The sequence below is a fragment of the Bacillus badius NBRC 15713 genome (assembly GCF_001591605.1).
GTDB lineage: Bacteria > Bacillota > Bacilli > Bacillales > Domibacillaceae > Pseudobacillus > Pseudobacillus badius.
The window spans coordinates 49,557-65,695 of the sequence record NZ_BCVF01000022.1; the positions used below are offsets into that span (position 1 = coordinate 49,557).

The 16,139-nt window shown below is 46.8% G+C and carries 15 protein-coding genes; 14 read left to right on the plus strand and 1 reads right to left on the minus strand.

The window, feature by feature from the left end; translation table 11 throughout:
- The first annotated feature begins 11 nt into the window (after positions 1–11).
- The 4 genes from BBA02S_RS12100 (at position 12) to paaX (ending at position 3,984) form a co-directional block, all read left to right on the plus strand.
- Positions 12–884 (plus strand): 3-hydroxyacyl-CoA dehydrogenase, encoded by an 873-nt coding sequence (locus BBA02S_RS12100; RefSeq protein WP_041113747.1) that lies wholly within the window; start codon positions 12–14, stop codon positions 882–884.
- Entirely contained in the window at positions 881–2,086 is a 1,206-nt protein-coding gene (locus BBA02S_RS12105; RefSeq protein ID WP_041095077.1) for a 3-oxoadipyl-CoA thiolase, read from the plus strand. Before BBA02S_RS12100 ends, BBA02S_RS12105 begins: the two co-directional genes overlap by 4 nt.
- A gap of 163 nt (positions 2,087–2,249) precedes the next feature.
- Positions 2,250–3,026, plus strand: coding sequence for an enoyl-CoA hydratase-related protein (locus BBA02S_RS12110; RefSeq protein ID WP_041095075.1), 777 nt, complete (start codon positions 2,250–2,252; stop codon positions 3,024–3,026).
- Positions 3,027–3,105: 79 nt separating this feature from the next.
- Positions 3,106–3,984: a phenylacetic acid degradation operon negative regulatory protein PaaX gene (paaX, locus tag BBA02S_RS12115; protein ID WP_041113746.1), complete on the plus strand. Its 879-nt coding sequence runs from the start codon at positions 3,106–3,108 to the stop codon at positions 3,982–3,984.
- 165 nt (positions 3,985–4,149) lie between these two features.
- Here paaX and BBA02S_RS12120 read toward each other — a convergent pair whose 3' ends face one another.
- On the minus strand, positions 4,150–4,668 hold the full coding sequence (locus tag BBA02S_RS12120; RefSeq protein ID WP_041095071.1) for a gamma carbonic anhydrase family protein: 519 nt from the start codon (positions 4,666–4,668) through the stop codon (positions 4,150–4,152).
- 81 nt (positions 4,669–4,749) lie between these two features.
- Here BBA02S_RS12120 and BBA02S_RS12125 point away from each other — a divergent pair, with 81 nt between their 5' ends.
- From BBA02S_RS12125 to BBA02S_RS12170, 10 genes are all read left to right on the plus strand, one after another.
- Complete coding sequence (locus tag BBA02S_RS12125; RefSeq protein ID WP_041095069.1) at positions 4,750–5,724, plus strand: NAD(P)H-dependent flavin oxidoreductase; 975 nt, start codon at positions 4,750–4,752, stop codon at positions 5,722–5,724.
- 296 nt (positions 5,725–6,020) lie between these two features.
- Complete coding sequence (locus BBA02S_RS12130) at positions 6,021–7,382, plus strand: sodium-dependent transporter (RefSeq protein WP_041095067.1); 1,362 nt, start codon at positions 6,021–6,023, stop codon at positions 7,380–7,382.
- Between the two features lie 70 nt (positions 7,383–7,452).
- Positions 7,453–7,908, plus strand: a complete 456-nt coding sequence (locus BBA02S_RS12135) for an Lrp/AsnC family transcriptional regulator (protein WP_041095065.1) — start codon at positions 7,453–7,455, stop codon at positions 7,906–7,908.
- A 355-nt stretch (positions 7,909–8,263) separates the two neighbouring features.
- Entirely contained in the window at positions 8,264–9,406 is a 1,143-nt protein-coding gene (locus tag BBA02S_RS12140) for a Leu/Phe/Val dehydrogenase (RefSeq protein WP_041095063.1), read from the plus strand.
- Between the two features lie 19 nt (positions 9,407–9,425).
- On the plus strand, positions 9,426–10,481 hold the full coding sequence (gene pdhA / locus BBA02S_RS12145) for a pyruvate dehydrogenase (acetyl-transferring) E1 component subunit alpha (protein ID WP_041113745.1): 1,056 nt from the start codon (positions 9,426–9,428) through the stop codon (positions 10,479–10,481).
- A 7-nt stretch (positions 10,482–10,488) separates the two neighbouring features.
- On the plus strand, positions 10,489–11,508 hold the full coding sequence (locus tag BBA02S_RS12150) for an alpha-ketoacid dehydrogenase subunit beta (RefSeq protein ID WP_041113851.1): 1,020 nt from the start codon (positions 10,489–10,491) through the stop codon (positions 11,506–11,508).
- A gap of 144 nt (positions 11,509–11,652) precedes the next feature.
- Positions 11,653–12,879, plus strand: a complete 1,227-nt coding sequence (locus tag BBA02S_RS12155) for a dihydrolipoamide acetyltransferase family protein (protein WP_041113744.1) — start codon at positions 11,653–11,655, stop codon at positions 12,877–12,879.
- Complete coding sequence (gene lpdA, locus BBA02S_RS12160) at positions 12,880–14,295, plus strand: dihydrolipoyl dehydrogenase (RefSeq protein ID WP_041113743.1); 1,416 nt, start codon at positions 12,880–12,882, stop codon at positions 14,293–14,295.
- A gap of 146 nt (positions 14,296–14,441) precedes the next feature.
- Positions 14,442–15,293: a DegV family protein gene (locus tag BBA02S_RS12165; protein WP_041113742.1), complete on the plus strand. Its 852-nt coding sequence runs from the start codon at positions 14,442–14,444 to the stop codon at positions 15,291–15,293.
- A 106-nt stretch (positions 15,294–15,399) separates the two neighbouring features.
- Complete coding sequence (locus tag BBA02S_RS12170; protein WP_041113741.1) at positions 15,400–16,026, plus strand: LysE family translocator; 627 nt, start codon at positions 15,400–15,402, stop codon at positions 16,024–16,026.
- The last annotated feature ends 113 nt before the right edge of the window (positions 16,027–16,139 follow it).

Here is a 16,139-nt window from a genome sequence, read left to right on the forward strand (position 1 = left end):
GGGAAAGCAACATGATCAACCGCATTGCAGTCGTCGGTTCTGGAGTGATGGGCAGAGGAATAGCCTATGTGGGAGCTGTTGGCGGTTATTCAGTAACGATAGTAGACATTAATGAAGCCGCTTTGCAGAACGCCAAGCAGGAAATTGACTCGATCTTCGAAAAAGGCTTAGCGCGCGGCAAAATCACAGCAGAAGCGGCTGAACAAGCACGGAGAAATTTAAGCTATGAAAGCAACCTGGCAAAAACAGCTGCAGCCGCTGATTTAATTATTGAAGCCGTTCCGGAAAAAGCAGAGATTAAAAAGCAAGTATTCGAAACGATTGAAGAGCATGCACCGGAGCATTGCTTCTTTGCGACAAACACATCTACAATGAGTCCGACAGAAATCGCTTCTTACGCTAAGCGTCCGGAAAAAACGATCGCGATGCATTTTTTCAATCCGGTACATAAAATGCCTCTCGTCGAAATTATTCGCGGCTTGGAAACGAGCGATGAAACGGCCCAAATCATCAAAGAAGTGGCTGAAAAAATGGGCAAAGAAACAGTGGTTATTAATGAATTTCCTGGGTTTGTAACGAGCCGGATCAGCGCCCTCGTCGGGAATGAAGCGTTTTATATGCTGCAGGAAGGACTAGGCACGCCAGAGGAAATTGATAAAGCAATCAAGCTTGGCTTGAATTATCCAATGGGACCGTTTGAGCTTGTCGATCTTGTCGGGTTAGATGCCCGGTTAAATAATTTAAAATATCTCCATGAAAAGCTTGGCGAGAAATATCGCCCGGCTCCGCTTCTTGAACAATACGTCAAAGCAGGGCGTCTTGGCCGCAAAAGCGGAAAAGGAGTTTACGACTATACGAACAAGGAAGAGTTGGTAAAAAAATGAGAGAAGTAGTCATTGTTGATGCTGTCCGCACACCGATTGGCAGATATAAAGGCGCTTTAAAAGACGTTCGCCCAGATGATTTGGGAGCTGTTGTGATTAAAGCCTTGCTTGAAAGAAACCCGAGCCTTCCGCCTGAACAAATTGAAGAAGTTATATTCGGCAACGCGAACCAGGCAGGCGAAGATAACCGCAATGTGGCCAGAATGTCTGCTCTTCTTGCCGGTCTTCCGGTAGAAGTAGGCGGCACGACGATCAACCGTCTGTGCGGTTCAGGGCTGGATGCCGTGATGTACGCGGCCAGAGCAATTGCTGTTGGCGAAGGAGATATTTTCATTGCCGGCGGAACAGAAAGCATGACGCGGGCTCCGCTCGTTATGGCAAAGCCGGATAAGGACTTCCCTCGCGGAAACATGGAATTGCAGGATACGACGATTGGCTGGCGTTTTACAAATCCGAAGCTCCATGAAATGTATGGAACGGACTCTATGCCGCAAACAGCCGAAAATGTTGCCCAGCGCCATAACATTTCACGCGAAGATCAAGATAAATTTGCTTTTGAAAGCCAGCAGCGCGCGAAAAAAGCGATGGAAGAAAGCCGCTTTGCGGAAGAAATTGTGCCTGTTGTGTACAAAGACCGTAAAGGCAATGAGATTGTTGTTGATACAGATGAGCACCCTCGTCCGGACACGAGCCTTGAAAAGCTTGGAAAGCTGCGGCCATTATTTGAGGGTGGCACCGTTACTGCAGGAAATGCATCCGGAGTGAATGACGGGGCTTCTGCCTTGCTGATTATGAGTGCAGAGAAAGCGAAGGAATTGAATTTACAGCCGATGGCAAAATATATCACTGGGGCAACAGCAGGCTTGGAGCCGGCTGTGATGGGGCTTGGCCCGATTTATGCCTCCCGCAAAGCGCTGGCACGTGCAGGGCTGTCGGTGAATGATTTAGGCTTAATTGAGTTAAATGAAGCATTTGCTTCCCAGTCGCTTGAATGCATCCGCCAGCTGGAGCTTGACCAAAGCAAGGTGAACGTCAACGGCGGAGCGATCGCTTTTGGTCATCCGCTTGGCGCAAGCGGCGCACGGATTTTAACAACGCTGCTTTATGAAATGAAAAAGCGCAAGGAACAATATGGCTTGGCAACGATGTGTATTGGTGTTGGCCAAGGCATCGCTGCGATTGTAGAGAATATAAACGAATAAATGCAATGATTGGGTAAACAGGCTGTCCTTCAGGCGCCAGAGCTCTTTTCTGTTAAGGGAAAGGAAGAGCAGCGGCAGACGTTGGACAGCTTTTTTTAGGAGGAGCTGCTGCCTTTGCCCCTTTGCGCAATTCATATTAAGCCTAGTAGAAAGGGAGAGGAATATGTCCACTGTTTTATATAAAAAAGAAAATAATATTGGCTATGTAACGATCAACCGTGAAGAATCACTAAATTGTTTTAACTATGAAACACTCAAACGTTTGCAGGAAGTGACGGATGAGATTTCAATTGATCCGGAGGTAAAGGTTGTGATCTTTACCGGTGCCGGTGACAAAGCATTCAGTGCCGGTGCCGATTTAAAAGAGCGGAAGACATTGACAGAAACAGAAGTGCGGAGAAATGTAAAGGCCATCCGTGATGTCTTTAACAGCATTGCTGCTTTGCCGCAGCCAACTATCGCCGCTGTAAACGGCTATGCGCTGGGCGGCGGGTTTGAGCTGATGATTGCCTGCGATTTCCCGATTGCTGCAGAAGGGGTAAAGATGGGATTAACGGAAACAAGCTGGGCGATCATTCCTGGAGCGGGCGGCACCCAGCGTCTGCCAAGGCTGGTCGGAGAGATGAAGGCGAAAGAGCTGATTTTTACAGCCAAGAAATTTACTGCCGAAGAAGGACAGGAGCTTGGAGCCGTTTTGAAGGTAGTGAAGAAGGAAGAATTGATGGAGGCGTGTGAACAGCTGGCGGCGGAAATGATGAAAAACGGCCCTGTTGCATTGAAGCAGGCGAAATATGCTATCACTCAAGGCATGAACACCGATTTACAGACAGGACTGGCCATCGAGTCCAAAGCGTATGAATTAACGATTCCAACGGAAGACCGCTTAGAAGCGCTTCAAGCTTTCAGTGAAAAAAGGGCACCAAAATTTATCGGAAAGTAAGTATTTTAATCAGGATCACGTTATAATAAGAGAACAGAAGGAAAGTGATGCAACGATAAAGAGAGAAAGAGTGGGAGAGATGGCGAATACACAGTCAATGATTTTTACGATTTATGGCGATTACATTCGTCATTACGGCAACAAAATATGGATCGGCAGCTTGATCCGTGTGCTGAAAGAGTTTGGACATAACGAGCAGTCGGTTCGCGTGGCGGTTTCACGGATGGTGAAGCAAGGGTGGATCCAGTCAGAGAAGAGAGGAAACAAAAGTTATTATTTCCTTACTCCTCGCGGCGAAGCGCGCATGGAAGAAGCAGCCCGCCGGATTTTTAAGCTAAAGGCGCACGAATGGGACGGCAAATGGCGCATGCTGATGTACACGATCCCGGAAGAAAAAAGGCAAATTCGCGACGAATTGCGCAAAGAGCTGCTGTGGAGCGGATTTGGCAGTTTCTCCAACGGATGCTGGATTTCACCGAATGATTTAGAAAAAGAAGTGAAGATGCTCATAGAGAAATATGACATAAGCGAATATGTCGATTTCTTTATCTCCGATTATAAAGGCCCGAAGCAAGACCGGGTGCTCGTGGAGAAAAGCTGGCCGCTTGAAGAGATTGAAGGGAAGTACGAAGAGTTTATTTCCACATACAGCAAGAGGTATATCGTCCACCAAAGTGCAATGGCCAGCGGGCAAATGACCGATGCCGAATGCTTTGTGGAACGAGCCAACCTTGTGCATGAGTATCGCAAGTTTCTCTTTACAGATCCGGGATTGCCAAAAGAGTTGCTGCCGTCGATGTGGAATGGCGATCATGCTGCTCTTTTATTTGCGCAGTATTACAAACTGCTCGCTGAACCGGCCAGCCGGTTCTTCGAAGAAGTATTCAGTGAAGATAATGATATGCGCCGAAAAGATAAATCCTATGATGCAGCGGATCATCCGTACATTGTGAACTAAAGAAAAAGGTGCCGCCTGGGCACCTTTTTTTGCGGATCACATGACTGTGGGCGTCTTTATGCACGCCATTGCTGGAATAGCGCGCGAACTTTGACAAAATATGCGCGCACTAACCGAATTTACGCGCGCAATCACGCGATTTAGGCTCACGGTGCTAACGCCTGTTTACTTTTCTTTGAAAACTTCGCGAAACTCATAGCCTTTTTGAACGTAAGTATCGATGGACAGTTGAATGAGCTCGAGATCTTTGTCGTTCAGCTCGCGGACAACTTTTCCCGGAGAACCCACGACGAGGGAGCGCGGCGGTATTTTTTTGCCGCTTGGAATCAGTGTGTTCGCGCCAATAATACACTCTTCCCCGATTTCAGCATGATCTAAAATAGTGGAGCCCATGCCGACAATTGACCGTTTGCCGATTTTACAGCCGTGCAAGATTACGTTATGGCCAACCGTCACTTCATCTTCAACAACGACAGGCGCGCCTTCATACAGATGGATAGTAGAATTGTCTTGAATGCTGCAGCGCTTGCCGATGGTAATTGCTCCTTCATCTCCGCGAAGCACCGCGTTAAACCAAACGGTTGATTCAGAACCGATATGAACGTCGCCGATAAGATAAGCTCCAGGCGCGACAAATACGGAATGATCTACCTTCGGATTTTTTCCGTTATACGAAACGATCATGGAATCCCTCCAATTACAAATTTACATAATTGTTTTTCTTTTTTATTTATTATAACATTTCTTTTAAGAGGAGGAGAAATAATGAAATACGTTTGTGAATTACTCCAGATCAAGTATCCGATTATTCAAGGCGGGATGGGCAATATCAGCAATGCCCAGCTGACAGCGGCCGTCTCAGAAGCGGGCGGTCTCGGCACGATTGGCTGTGGGACGATGACGCCTGAGGAAGTCGAGAAAATTATTCTAGAAACAAAAAAACGGACAGATAAAAACTTTGCCATCAATATTGCTATTAGTGTGTCGCCCTATACAAAGGAATTAATGGATCTCGTCATCCAGCACAAGGTGCCAGTCGTATCGCTTTCGGCCGGCAATCCGGCACCGTTTATCCCGCTCTTGCATGAGCATGGTGTGAAGGTGATTGCGCTTGTTGCTTCAGTGAAGCATGCCCAAAAGGCAGAAGCAGCCGGAGCGGACATTCTAGTCGCTGAAGGCTTTGAAGCGGCTGGAATTAACTCGAGCCTTGAGCTGACTACCTTCACGCTTATTCCGCAAATCGTGAAGCATGTGAAGGTTCCGGTGCTTGCGGCCGGGGGGATCGGTGATGGCAAAGGGCTGGCTGCTGCTTTGATGCTCGGTGCAAGCGGTGTGCAAATGGGAACCCGGCTTATTGCCACTAAAGAGGCTCCGTTTCATGAGCAGTACAAAGGCCGCTTAATTGGAGCGGGTGATACGGAAACAACAATCTTTGGGCGGAGCGTTGGCAGAGTCAGAAGGATCTTGAAAACTCCTTATGCCAACATCTTAAATGAACGGGAACAAGCAGGTATGACGCTTGAACAATATGCAGAATGGACGTCGGAAGACAAACATATTAAAGGAGCGGTAGAAGGCGATATGGAAAATGGCTTTATTAACAGCGGCCAAATTGCAGGCCTGATTGAAGATGTTCCTACTGTGAAAGAGCTTTTGGAAAGAATGATCGAAGAGGCGAATGAACAGCTGAACCGCTCGGCAGAGGAATTAAAAGAGATCGCGGAGCGGACAGGAAAATAAGCGGCGCTTCCTATTGCCGGCGCAAAGCATCCATGGTAATATGTTCAGGTAAATCTCATCAGCAGCCAAACTATTTTATTAAAAAAGCTTTTCGTTAGAGAGGGGATAAGCCGCTCTCTTTTTTTATCTAGAAATGCCTGCAATTTTTCGAAGAGAAAGATTTTTCTAACAACATGATTGACTCCTTTATTACTGATTGGTAAAATGACGTAGGAATAACGTTATACATATCTGAAGTAATATTGAGGGGTAAATGTAAGCGTTTTCTGATTTTAACAACTTTATGGGGTGAAAAAATGGAACAGAAAGAACAATGGTCATCTAAGCTGGGGTTCATTTTGGCAGCAGCGGGTTCGGCTATCGGGCTGGGGGCTATCTGGAAATTCCCTTATGTAGCTGGAACGAGCGGAGGAGGAATTTTTCTCCTGATCTTCATTCTCTTTACGCTGCTTGTCGGATTACCGCTATTAATCGGGGAATTTGTCATTGGGAGAAGCACGCAAAAAGATGCAATTCAATCATATAAGGAATTAGTGCCGAATTCGTCCTGGCATTTGATCGGGCGCCTTGGCATTTTTACATGTTTTATTTTACTATCGTTTTATAGTGTAGTAGGCGGCTGGATTTTAATTTATATTTTCAAAGGCGTGACAGGAGATTTAAGCGGATTGTCGGAAGCCCAATACGGTTCTTTGTTTGGTGAAACGATTTCTAACCCGCTGTTGGCGGTATTTGCCCAATTTCTCTTCATGGTTATCACTATTTATGTTGTCTCTAAAGGAGTAACCGCAGGGATTGAAAAGGCAAGCCAATTTATGATGCCGGCGCTGTTTATTTTATTCCTGCTGATCATTATCCGTTCAGTTACGCTCGATGGTTCAATGGAAGGGATCGAGTTTTTCTTGAAGCCTGATTTAGGAAGAATCACCTCCGAAACGATTCTGTTTGCTATGGGACAGTCGTTCTTCGCGCTAAGCGTCGGGGTGTCGGTCATGGTTACGTACAGCTCTTATTTGTCTAAAAAGGAAAGCATTCCGCAATCAGCTATTTCAATCGTTACGTTGAATTTGCTTGTCGCGATCTTGGCGGGATTGGCTATTTTCCCGGCTGTTTTCTCATTCGGGCTGGAGCCGGATGCCGGACCGGTCTTGCTGTTTAATGTTTTGCCGACTGTTTTTAACCAAATTCCATTAGGCATTGTGTTCTTGATTGCCTTTTTAGTGTTATTCTTGTTTGCTACATTGACATCAGCCTTTTCCATGCTGGAAATTATTGTGGCTGCTTTAGCAAAAGGGGATAATGGCAAACGGATGAAATTCTCATGGCTCATTGGCTTCCTGATTTTCATCGTCGGCGTGCCTTCCGCTTTGTCATTTGGCGTATGGAGCGATGTGCTGATTTTTGATAAGTCGATTTTTGATGCTGCGGATTTCCTTGTCAGCAACATATTGATGCCGCTTGGCGCGCTGCTCATTGCGATTTTCGTTCCGCTGAAAATTCCAAAGGAACGCTTGATTGCGGAGCTGTCCGAGGGATCATCGATAGGCAAGAAGATTTTCTCTGCCTGGTTCCTCTTGATTAAATATGTGGCGCCAGTCGCTATTATCATTGTTTACCTTGATGTCCTTGGCATTTTTCGCATGATGGGCCTCAAGTAATGAACTAGTTTGCCGGTGATAGAGAAAGCGTTTTGTTGCAAAGTTCAATCAAAAGTTTGAAGGTGAAAGCATGGATGAGACAGATATTCAACTTTTAAAAATTCTTCAAGAAGATGGAAGGATCACATTAAGCGATTTGTCGAAAAAGCTCTCACTCAGCCGGCCAAGCGTCGCAGAGCGCTTTACACGGCTGATGGAAAAAGGCAGCATCGACAAAATCAGCGCTAGAGTGTCACCCAGTGCCGTCGGACGTAACATTTTGTTGTTTATCCAGGTAAGCGAGGTCAGTGTTCCTTACGAGGAATTTGAAAGCATGACATGTGAACATCCGGATATTATTGAGTGCCATCGCTTGACTGGAACCGTGAATTATTTATTAAAGGCAGCTGTCAATGACATGGAGCATTTAAACAAGCTGATTGATTATTTGATCCGGTTTGGCAGTATTCACACTTCTATCGTGCTGAAATCCCCTGTTCCCGAGAAGATTATTTTGCCGTCTGATGAAGAACAGGAATGGCCGTGAAGGACGGCGCATCATAGAAGATGATGTCGAATGATAAGACAAGCCTCCTCTTTCTATTGTCGAAAGAGGAGGCTTTTTTAGCTTTTATTTACTGGAAATGAAAGCGTTTTACAAAACGAAGATAAATACCAAAAAATACATACGAAAAGTAAATAAAGGTCTGAAAATTCAATCATAATGATATATATATATATCATTTAACCTTTTATAATTAAAGTGAAGCGTATGCCTGCCGGCGCCGTCATTGGCGCTCGTTTGAAAGGGCTTACAAAAATTATATAACCAAGAAGCTGACAGATCCTTTTTCTGCGGCTAAATAAAAGCGTTCAACTATTAACGAAAGCAGGGATTAAATATGAGCTTAGTAGAAAAAACATCCATCATAAAAGATTTCACTCTTTTTGAAAAAATGTCTGAACATGAACAAGTTGTTTTTTGCAACGATCCGGCGACAGGACTAAGGGCCATTATCGCTATTCATGACACCACACTCGGACCTGCGCTCGGCGGCTGCCGCATGCAGCCTTATAACAGTGTGGAAGAAGCATTGGAAGATGCTCTTCGCCTTTCCAAAGGAATGACTTACAAATGCGCGGCGTCCGATGTCGACTTTGGCGGCGGAAAAGCAGTCATTATCGGTGATCCGCAGAAAGATAAATCTCCAGAACTGTTCCGCGCGTTTGGCCAATTTGTTGATTCGCTTGGCGGCCGTTTCTATACAGGTACTGATATGGGAACGAATATGGAAGATTTCATTCACGCCATGAAAGAAACAAACTGCATTGTTGGGGTGCCGGAAGCTTACGGCGGCGGCGGAGATTCCTCTATTCCAACTGCCATGGGTGTCCTGTACGGCATTAAAGCAACCAACAAAATGTTGTTTGGCAAGGACGATCTTGGCGGCGTCACTTATGCCATTCAAGGACTTGGCAAAGTAGGCTACAAAGTAGCGGAAGGGCTGCTCGAAGAAGGTGCTCATTTATTTGTAACGGATATTAACGAGCAAAGCTTGGAGGCTATCCAGGAAAAAGCAAAAACAACATCCGGTTCTGTCACGGTAGTAGCGAGCGATGAAATTTATTCCCAGGAAGCCGATGTGTTCGTTCCGTGTGCATTTGGCGGCGTTGTTAATGATGAAACGATGAAGCAGTTCAAGGTGAAAGCAATCGCCGGTTCAGCCAACAATCAGCTGCTTACGGAGGATCACGGCAGACAGCTTGCAGACAAAGGCATTCTGTATGCTCCGGATTATATTGTTAACTCTGGCGGTCTGATCCAAGTAGCCGACGAATTGTATGAGGTGAACAAAGAACGCGTGCTTGCGAAGACGAAGCATATTTACGACGCAATTCTTGAAGTGTACCAGCAAGCGGAATTAGATCAAATCACCACAATGGAAGCAGCCAACAGAATGTGTGAGCAAAGAATGGCGGCAAGAGGCCGACGCAACAGCTTCTTTACTTCTTCTGTTAAGCCAAAATGGGATATTCGCAACTAATACTGTTCGGGGGGATATCATGAATACTCAATACCCAATCAAAAGAATAATCGATGATGAAGGCAACTTGATAGATGCGTCTTACCAGGATCAGCTGAATGAGCAGCTTGTGAAAGACCTTTATTACCATATGCATCGAATTAGAACATTTGATAGAAAGGCGATCAGCCTGCAGCGCCAAGGCCGTCTCGGCACGTATGCTCCATTCGAAGGCCAGGAAGCTTCCCAAGTAGGAAGCGCCCTGGCATTGAATGCGGATGATTGGATGTTCCCAACTTACCGCGACCATGGGGCAAAGCTTACTTTTGGCGCCGATATGATGAAAACGTATCTTTATTGGAACGGCCGGGTAGAAGGCTGTGTGCCGCCAGAAGGAAAAAAGATTTTCCCGCCGGCGGTGCCGATTGCTACGCAGCTGCCGCATGCGGCAGGTGCAGCATGGGCTGAAAAACGCAAAGGCACGAAAAATGCAGCCATCGCTTATTTTGGAGATGGTGCCACATCCGAAGGGGACTTTCACGAAGGCTTGAACTTCGCCAGCGTCTTTCAAGTGCCAGTTGTCTTTTTTAACCAAAACAATCGCTATGCTATTTCCGTTCCGATTGAAAAGCAAATGAATTCGGAAACCATCGCCCAAAAAGCGGTCGCTTACGGAATTCCAGGTGTGCGAATTGACGGCAATGACTGTTTTTCCGTTTATTTTGAAGTGAAAAAAGCATTGGAGCATGCCCGCAACGGCAATGGACCAACACTTCTTGAAGCGGTGACATGGCGTACAGGCGCCCATACAACAGCAGATGATCCGACGAAGTATCGTCCGGAGGATCAAGGCAAAGGCATCGTTGAGCCGCTTCTCCGCATGGAAAGATTCATGAAAAACAATGGCTATTGGGATGAAGCCTGGCTTGCTGAAATAGATGAAAAAATTAAAGCGGAAGTAGAAGCAGCAGTGGAAGCGATGGAGAGTTATCCAAAAGCCAATGTCGAAGATTTATTCGATCATGTATATGCAAATATGCCGCTTGAGCTTGCTGACCAGAAAGAATCCTATCTCGCGCATTTGAGGAGGGGGTAAAATGGCAATGGAAATGGAAGTAAAAGACATACCTCAAAAAAAGGAAACCACTCAATTTCTGACGATTGTGCAGGCAGTAAATGACGGAATGAAAACTTTACTGGAAACAGACGATACCGTCATGATTCTTGGTGAGGATATCGGAAAAAACGGCGGGGTTTTCCGGGCAACAGAAGGATTGCAGGAAAAGTTCGGAGCTGACCGTGTGATTGATACGCCGCTTGCGGAAGCAGGTATTATCGGTACTTCTGTCGGCCTGGCTGTAAATGGATTTAAGCCGATCGCTGAAATCCAGTTTCTTGGCTTTATTTATCCGGCCTATGAGCAAATCATGACGCATGTATCGCGTATTCGGATGAGAACGATGGGACACTTTAGCGTGCCGATGGTCATTCGTGCCCCATATGGAGCAGGCATTCGCTCGCCGGAAATTCATTCAGACAGTACGGAAACATTATTTACTCACATGCCGGGGATTAAGGTTGTTTGCCCATCCACTCCTTATGATGCAAAAGGGCTGCTGATTGCTGCGATGGAAGATCCCGACCCGGTATTGATGCTTGAACCGATGAAAAGCTACCGCGCCAAGCGGGAAGAAGTGCCGACAGGAAAATATACAGTTGAAATCGGCAAAGGCAAAAAAGTGAAAGAAGGAACAGACGTGACGTTAATCGCCTGGGGAGCGATGATGACGGTTGTTGAAAAAGCAGCTGAACAGGCAGAGAAAAAAGGCATCAGCTGTGAAATTATTGATTTGCGCACGTTGTACCCGATTGACCGGGAGATCATCGCCGAATCTGTTCAAAAAACAGGAAGAGCCGTGATCGTGCATGAAGCTCAGCTGACAGGCGGGCTCGGCAATGACATTGTTTCCATTATCAACGACACCTCTTTCCTGTATTTGCGTGCGCCAATTGAACGCGTGACAGGCTTTGACGTTCCTGTTCCTTTCTTCGCACTAGAAGAAGACTTTCTTCCGACACCGGCGCGTGTCGTCGAAGGAATCGAAAAAGTAGTTCATTTTTAATTTAAACAATTTCAGGCGCCAGCAGCCTGCATGGCAAACCCTCTTTCACCCGAGAAGTCTGAAACCGGCTTCCCGGGTGAAAGACTATTTGCTTGTTCGCTGCTAAACGGGCGCTTTACGCTTTTATACAAAGGGGGAAGTAATGTGTTAGAAGTAAAGCTGCATGATATTGGAGAAGGAATGACAGAAGGCGAAATTCTTCATTATCTTGTTAAGCCGGGAGATCAGGTAATTGCTGATCAGCCGCTTGTCGAGGTACAGACAGATAAGATGGTAGCAGAGCTTCCATCGCCGGGGGCTGGAACGGTAAAGGAGATCGTGGTGGATACAGGGACAACTGTTCAAGTCGGCACAACGCTGCTCTACATTGAAGGAGAAGGCAGTCAGACAGCGGCCGCTGAAGAAAAAAAAGCAGCCAAGGCAGAAACGGCGCAATCGGCACAGCCGGAAGCGAAAGAGCGGAAGCAAGCGTTCATCTCTTCTTTTAACCGTGTGCTTGCCACTCCATATACGCGTAAGATTGCCCGCGATCATAACATTAATATTGAAGATGTCACACCATCTGATCCGTCCGGCCGGGTAACAGAGGAAGATGTTTACCGGTTCTTAAAAGGAGATCAGCAGCCGCAGAAAGAAGCCGCTTCGCCGGAAGCAACGGCTGTTTCCGCACAACAGACAACACCTGATGAAATCCCGTTCCGCGGCATGCGCAAGCAAATTGCGAAAAAGATGACAAAGTCACTTTTCACTATTCCGCATGTAACCCATTTTGATGAAGTCAATATGACGAACCTGCTGAAGCTGCGCGAAGAATTAAAGGCAGCTGGCGTGTCCGTATCTGTACCGGCCTTTTTTGTTAAAGCGCTGGTTATCGCTTTAAAAGACTTCCCGGTATTTAACGCGGAGCTTGATGAAGAAAATGAAAAGATTTTACTCAAAAAAGATTATCATATCGGCATGGCGGTGGATACCGAAGATGGCCTCATTGTGCCGGTCGTTCACGATGCGGATAAAAAATCGATTAAAACGATCCATGAGGATATTAAGCGTTTGAATGAAAAGGCGCGGGAAGGCAAGTTAAAGCCTGCCGATATTCAAAACAGCACGTTTACCGTCAGCAACGTTGGACCGCTAGGCAGCATTGGTGCTACGCCAATTATTAATCATCCTGAGACAGCATTAATTGCTTTTCATAAAACGAAAAAAGTGCCGCTTGTCAATGAGAATGATGAAATTGTCATTGGCCATGTGATGACCCTGTCAATGTCATTTGACCACCGTGTCGCTGACGGAGCAACCGCTGTAGCGTTCACAAACCGGTTTGCCAGCTTAATTGAGCAGCCGAACAAACTAATGCTGGAGATGATATAAATGGTTGTTGGAGAAATCAGCCAGGAAAGAGACCTGGTTATTATCGGCGGCGGCCCGGGTGGTTACAGTGCAGCCATCCGGGCGGCCCAGCTCGGATTGCCGGTTACACTGATTGAGCAAGCAGACCTTGGCGGTGTTTGCCTCAATAAAGGATGCATTCCGTCGAAGGTATTTACATATGCGGCGAAAAAACAGGCGGAAACAAGCCATATGCAAGAACTGGGGCTTCCGGCAGGAGAAGGCACCTTTGATTTGTCCAAGCTGCTTGCTTACAAGTCAAAGGTGACGGAGCAGCTGAGAAAAGGCGTCGAGGCGCTTTGCAAAGCCAATAAAGTAGAAGTTATTAAGGGAAAAGCAGGCTTTACGGCTGAAGACCGCATCGGCGTTGAAAATGGGCATCAGTTTGATATTTATGTATTCAAGCAGGCCATTATTGCAACCGGAAGTTCGCCGGTTCTGCCGGAAGGGCTGCCGAAAAAACGGGGGCGGATTCTCCTTTCTCATGAAATCTTTGATTTAGAGGAGATGCCTGAGCATTTAATTGTGTACGGCCATGATTATATTTCGCTCGAAGTCGCTACGAGCTTCCATGCCTTAGGTGCCAAAGTAACCATTCTGTTAGAACAGGCAGCGGACTTCCCATTTGAACAGTCAGTCACCAAAGAGTTGAACCGGCTGTTGAAAAAGAAAAAAATTAAAGTAATGAAGGACGCGCTCATTCAATCTGCAGAAGAAGCAGAAGGAGAAGTGCGCATCGGATTCACAGCCGGCGGCAAAGAAGAACAGATGGCCGCTTCCCATTTATTCGTGGCTGGCAGCCGTCGGCCGAATGTGCAATACCTTGGCTTGAAGCGTTTTGGCATCGAGCAAACGGAAGAAGGATTTGTACGGGTAAACGGGAATATGCAGACGTCTGTTCCTTCGATTTATGCCATTGGCGATGTGACAGAAGGGCCGCTGCTTGCGGTTAAAGCGATCAAGCAAGGAAAAGCGGCAGTGGAAGCGATCGCCGGCGGAAAGCCGGAAGTGGACGTAACATTCTTGCCGACCATTGTGCATTCCCTTCCTCCAATCGCTTCAGCAGGATTAACGGAGCAACAGGCGCGTGAGATGGGGATGGATCTTCGCACCAGCCAATTTGCTCTTGGAGGAAACGGCTATGCGATGATTACTGGCAAAAAAGATGGCTTTGTTAAAGTAATCTCGGATGCTTCCAACGAAATTGTTGCCGGCATTCATATGATCGGTGAAGGAGCGGTTGAATTATCCAGCACGTTTGTCCAGCTGCTGGAAATGGCCGCTAAGGAAGAGGATATAAAGTTTCCTGCTTACGCACATCCAAGTTTTAATGAAGGATTGCTGGAAGCCGCAGAAGGGCTTATCGGCCAAGCGATTCACATGGCACCGAAAAAATAAAGAAAAGCGCTGAACGGCTGTTCCTGAAGCAGGGACAGCCGCTTTCTTGTTTTTCATGAAAACAGATGCAAATCAAAGGCATATCTAATAGAATAGAAGAAAAGCTTTTTTACAAGCTAATCCTATGAATAAGGCAGGTATATTATATGAAGACGGCAATTATAACGGACAGCACGAGCTATCTTCCGAAAAAATTGCGTGACCAGTTACATATACATATGATCCCGTTAAGTGTGGTGATCGGACAGGAAACCTACCGGGAAGAGGTGGATGTTAAAGCAGAGGACTTCTATGGCGTGGTGCGCACGGAAGCAAAGCTTCCAACCACGACCCAGCCGCCTATCGGCGAGTTTGTCAAGCTGTATGAACAACTAGTGGAAGAAGGATATGACGCGGCAGTGGGCATTTATTTGTCGAGCGGAATCAGCGGAACGTATCAGACCTCTCTTGCTGCCGGCGGCCTTGTAGACGGATTAACTGTTTATTCGTTCGACTCGGAAATCAGCTGCGCCCCGCAAGGATTCTACGTTCTTCGGGCAGCTGAACTGGCAGCTGAAGGAAAAGCTCCGGATGAGATTATGCAGGAGCTTGAAGCGATGCGTTCATCCATCCGCGCGTACTTTGTAGTGGATGATTTAAATCATTTAAAGCGCGGCGGCCGATTGAGCGGCGCCCAGGCGCTTATTGGCGGACTTTTGCAAGTGAAGCCGCTGCTTCACTTTGTTGATAAGGTCATTGTTCCATTTGAAAAAATCCGTACAAGCAAAAAAGCGCTTAAGCGGGTAGCTGATTTATTTGCCGAGGATTATGAACGCGGGGAGCCGCTTGAGGGCGTCATCATTCATGCGAACCGGGAGCAGGAAGCCCGCCGCTGGATGGAAGAGCTGCAGGAGCGGTTTCCTCATGCGAAGCTGTCTATCAGTTATTTCGGTCCGGTTATCGGCACGCATCTTGGAGAGGGTGCTCTCGGATTTGGCTGGGTGAAAAGACAAGACTAATTGGCTCAGCTCATCAAGCCGTCGGCGTACCTGCTGTGCCCTTTCATTAATCAATCGTTCTATTGGAATCAAATAAACCAGTTGGGGGATGGAGAGAAATGGCGTCATGTTTGATGTTTCGTCTCTAGGTGCATTTATAGCAGTGGTCATGGGACTGTTCCTTATTCCGGGGCCTGCTGTGTTTTTGACAATCACCCGGACAGCACAAGGCGGACGCAAGGCAGGAATCCTGGCGGGCGCCGGAATTGCTACTGGTGATTTTATTCATACGTTGTGTGCAGCTGTAGGCCTTTCCGCTATATTGATGACGTCTGCGCTTGCCTTCAATATAGTAAAGTTCGCGGGAGCGGCGTACTTGCTCTATATGGGAATCCGGGCCGTTCTAGAGAAAAGCTCTGGCTCCGGCACGGCTGAAATCGCTCCGGTTTCCACGTTCAGTGTATATGGCCAGGCGATTGTCGCCGAGGTGCTGAATCCGAAAACAGCTCTTTTCTTTTTGGCATTTTTGCCGCAGTTTGTTCATCCGGAGCGGGGAGCTGTACTGCTTCAATTTCTCATTCTTGGGCTGATTTTTGTAGCAATGAGCATTATGTACACTACGTTAATTGCGGTAGGTATTCGGCCGCTCGGTAAATTGGTTAAGCGAATTTCCTGGATTGGCCGCTGGAACGGAAAGATTATTGGGTCTATTTATATTGCACTTGGCTTAAAAGTTGCCTTGCAAAGGCAATAAAAAGCTCTCCCCAACAGTGAGGGAGAGCTTCGGGCTATAGACAAACTCAATGAAAATTAGAGTTTGTCTATAGCCTTTTTATTTTGTATGCGGAAAGGACCAGTTAATTTCCA

What these genes read in the sequence shown, in the direction of transcription:
- BBA02S_RS12100 (WP_041113747.1), top strand. Translation starts at nt 12, where the DNA reads ATGATCAACCGCATTGCAGTCGTCGGTTCTGGAGTGATGGGCAGAGGA.
- BBA02S_RS12105 (WP_041095077.1), top strand. Translation starts at nt 881, where the DNA reads ATGAGAGAAGTAGTCATTGTTGATGCTGTCCGCACACCGATTGGCAGA.
- BBA02S_RS12110 (WP_041095075.1), top strand. Translation starts at nt 2,250, where the DNA reads ATGTCCACTGTTTTATATAAAAAAGAAAATAATATTGGCTATGTAACG.
- paaX (WP_041113746.1), top strand. Translation starts at nt 3,106, where the DNA reads ATGGCGAATACACAGTCAATGATTTTTACGATTTATGGCGATTACATT.
- BBA02S_RS12120 (WP_041095071.1), bottom strand. Translation starts at nt 4,668, where the DNA reads ATGATCGTTTCGTATAACGGAAAAAATCCGAAGGTAGATCATTCCGTA.
- BBA02S_RS12125 (WP_041095069.1), top strand. Translation starts at nt 4,750, where the DNA reads ATGAAATACGTTTGTGAATTACTCCAGATCAAGTATCCGATTATTCAA.
- BBA02S_RS12130 (WP_041095067.1), top strand. Translation starts at nt 6,021, where the DNA reads ATGGAACAGAAAGAACAATGGTCATCTAAGCTGGGGTTCATTTTGGCA.
- BBA02S_RS12135 (WP_041095065.1), top strand. Translation starts at nt 7,453, where the DNA reads ATGGATGAGACAGATATTCAACTTTTAAAAATTCTTCAAGAAGATGGA.
- BBA02S_RS12140 (WP_041095063.1), top strand. Translation starts at nt 8,264, where the DNA reads ATGAGCTTAGTAGAAAAAACATCCATCATAAAAGATTTCACTCTTTTT.
- pdhA (WP_041113745.1), top strand. Translation starts at nt 9,426, where the DNA reads ATGAATACTCAATACCCAATCAAAAGAATAATCGATGATGAAGGCAAC.
- BBA02S_RS12150 (WP_041113851.1), top strand. Translation starts at nt 10,489, where the DNA reads ATGGAAATGGAAGTAAAAGACATACCTCAAAAAAAGGAAACCACTCAA.
- lpdA (WP_041113743.1), top strand. Translation starts at nt 12,880, where the DNA reads ATGGTTGTTGGAGAAATCAGCCAGGAAAGAGACCTGGTTATTATCGGC.
- BBA02S_RS12165 (WP_041113742.1), top strand. Translation starts at nt 14,442, where the DNA reads ATGAAGACGGCAATTATAACGGACAGCACGAGCTATCTTCCGAAAAAA.
- BBA02S_RS12170 (WP_041113741.1), top strand. Translation starts at nt 15,400, where the DNA reads ATGTTTGATGTTTCGTCTCTAGGTGCATTTATAGCAGTGGTCATGGGA.